Source organism: Hydrogenophaga sp. (assembly GCF_051007235.1).
In the GTDB taxonomy this organism is placed as follows: Bacteria; Pseudomonadota; Gammaproteobacteria; order Burkholderiales; family Burkholderiaceae_C; genus Hydrogenophaga.
In genome coordinates this window covers 1-1,723 of record NZ_JBPCSJ010000081.1, presented here as the reverse complement: position 1 = coordinate 1,723, position 1,723 = coordinate 1, and the positions used below count along the sequence as shown (strand labels likewise).

The following is a 1,723-nucleotide window of genomic DNA, read 5'->3' as shown; positions in this document are numbered from 1 at the left end:
CGTCCAGCGCGCGTTCCAGCGCCTCGTTGCGGGCGGCCCGCTGGCGGGGTTCTTCGGCCACCAGCTGTTCCAGCCGCAGCAGCTGGCCGGCCAGCGTGGCCAGGATGCGCAGCAGCGCGAGGTCGTCGTTGAGGTGGCGCTGGCGGCTGCGGATGCGGTGGCACGCGAGCACGCCCACGGTGGCGCCGTTGACTTCGATGGGCAGCGCGATGAAAGCCACGGTCTGCGGCGGCAGGTCGGCCCGCGCCACGGTGCGGAACAGGAACAGCGGCTCGGCGTCCACGTCCTGCACGATGGCGGGCAGGCCGCTGGCCAGCACGCGGCCGGTGATGCCCTCGCCCCAGCGGAACACGCCGCGCGCGGCTTCGTCGGCGGTGAGGCCGTAGGCGTGGCGGACGGAGGCGGTGCGCTCGCCGCCCTCCGCCCCTTCGGGCACGTCGTCGGCCAGCACCATGCGCCCCCGGTTCAGGCCCAGCAGCTCGCTCATGAGGTGCAGCATTTCGCGCAGCACAAAGGCGGGCGCCAGGCTGCGGCCCACCAGCTTCATCACCTCGCGCATGAGCAGCAGCTCCTGCGCGTGCCAGTCGGTGGGCGGGGCGCCGGGGGCGTCGGGGTCGGTGCGGTGGGGCATGGCGGTCTGTGGGCAAGCAAGCATCGCACCAGCAGCGTGCAGGGGCGGCCCGCTAAAATCGCGGCCTCTCAAGGAGCGCTGCAGCGCCCGTCGAAACTTTGCGGTTTTGGCCACGGGCGTCAGGCTTGAGACACGGGGCGACCACCGTCCCGCCGGCCTGGCCGGTGCCAACGGCGCTCACCAGTTTTTCGAACACAACACCTGGTGAGCCCCATGTCCGACGCCGTTTCCCCTGTCTCCGTCCCGCCCATGCTGCTGTCCGGCCTGGAGCCGCTACGCATCGGTGCCGACAGCCTGTTCGTGAACGTGGGCGAGCGCACCAACGTCACGGGTTCCAAGGCGTTTGCCCGCATGGTGCTGGAAGGGCGCTACGAGGACGCGCTGGCCGTGGCCCGCCAGCAGGTGGAGAACGGCGCGCAGATCATCGACATCAACATGGACGAGGCCATGCTGGACAGCAAGGCCGCGATGGTGCGTTTCCTGAACCTGATCGCCGGCGAGCCCGATATTGCGCGCGTGCCGATCATGATCGACTCGTCCAAGTGGGAGGTGATCGAGGCCGGCCTGCAGTGCATCCAGGGCAAGGGCGTCGTCAACTCGATCTCGATGAAGGAAGGCGTCGAGACCTTCAAGCACCACGCGCAGCTGATCAAGCGCTACGGCGCGGCCGCGGTGGTGATGGCCTTCGACGAGCAGGGCCAGGCCGACACCTACGCGCGCAAGGTTCAGATCTGCGAGCGTGCCTACCGCGTGCTGGTGGACGAGGTGGGCTTCCCGCCCGAAGACATCATCTTCGACCCCAACATCTTCGCCATTGCCACCGGCATTGAAGAGCACAACAACTACGCGGTGGACTTCATCGAGGCCACGCGCTGGATCAAGCAACACCTGCCGGGTGCCAAGGTGTCGGGTGGTGTGTCCAACGTGTCGTTCAGCTTCCGGGGCAACGACCCGGTGCGCGAAGCCATCCACACTGTGTTCCTGTACCACGCCATCCAGGCGGGCATGGACATGGGCATCGTCAACGCCGGCATGGTGGGTGTGTACGACGAGCTGGACCCCGAACTGCGCGAGCGCGTGGAAGACGTGGTG

At 68.4% G+C, this 1,723-nt stretch carries 2 protein-coding genes and 1 riboswitch; of the genes, one reads left to right on the top strand and one right to left on the bottom strand.

The annotated features are described in order from the left end of the window. Window positions 1–631 (bottom strand): GAF domain-containing protein (locus ACR2JA_RS02790; protein WP_434007599.1); only part of this gene is annotated, 631 nt, incomplete at its 3' end. Window positions 632–695: 64 nt separating this feature from the next. Continuing rightward, window positions 696–817, top strand: a riboswitch (S-adenosyl-L-homocysteine riboswitch). Between the two features lie 27 nt (window positions 818–844). Between ACR2JA_RS02790 and ACR2JA_RS02785 the strand changes: the two genes are divergently transcribed. Beyond that, window positions 845–1,723 (top strand): dihydropteroate synthase (locus ACR2JA_RS02785; RefSeq protein ID WP_434007598.1); only part of this gene is annotated, 879 nt, incomplete at its 3' end.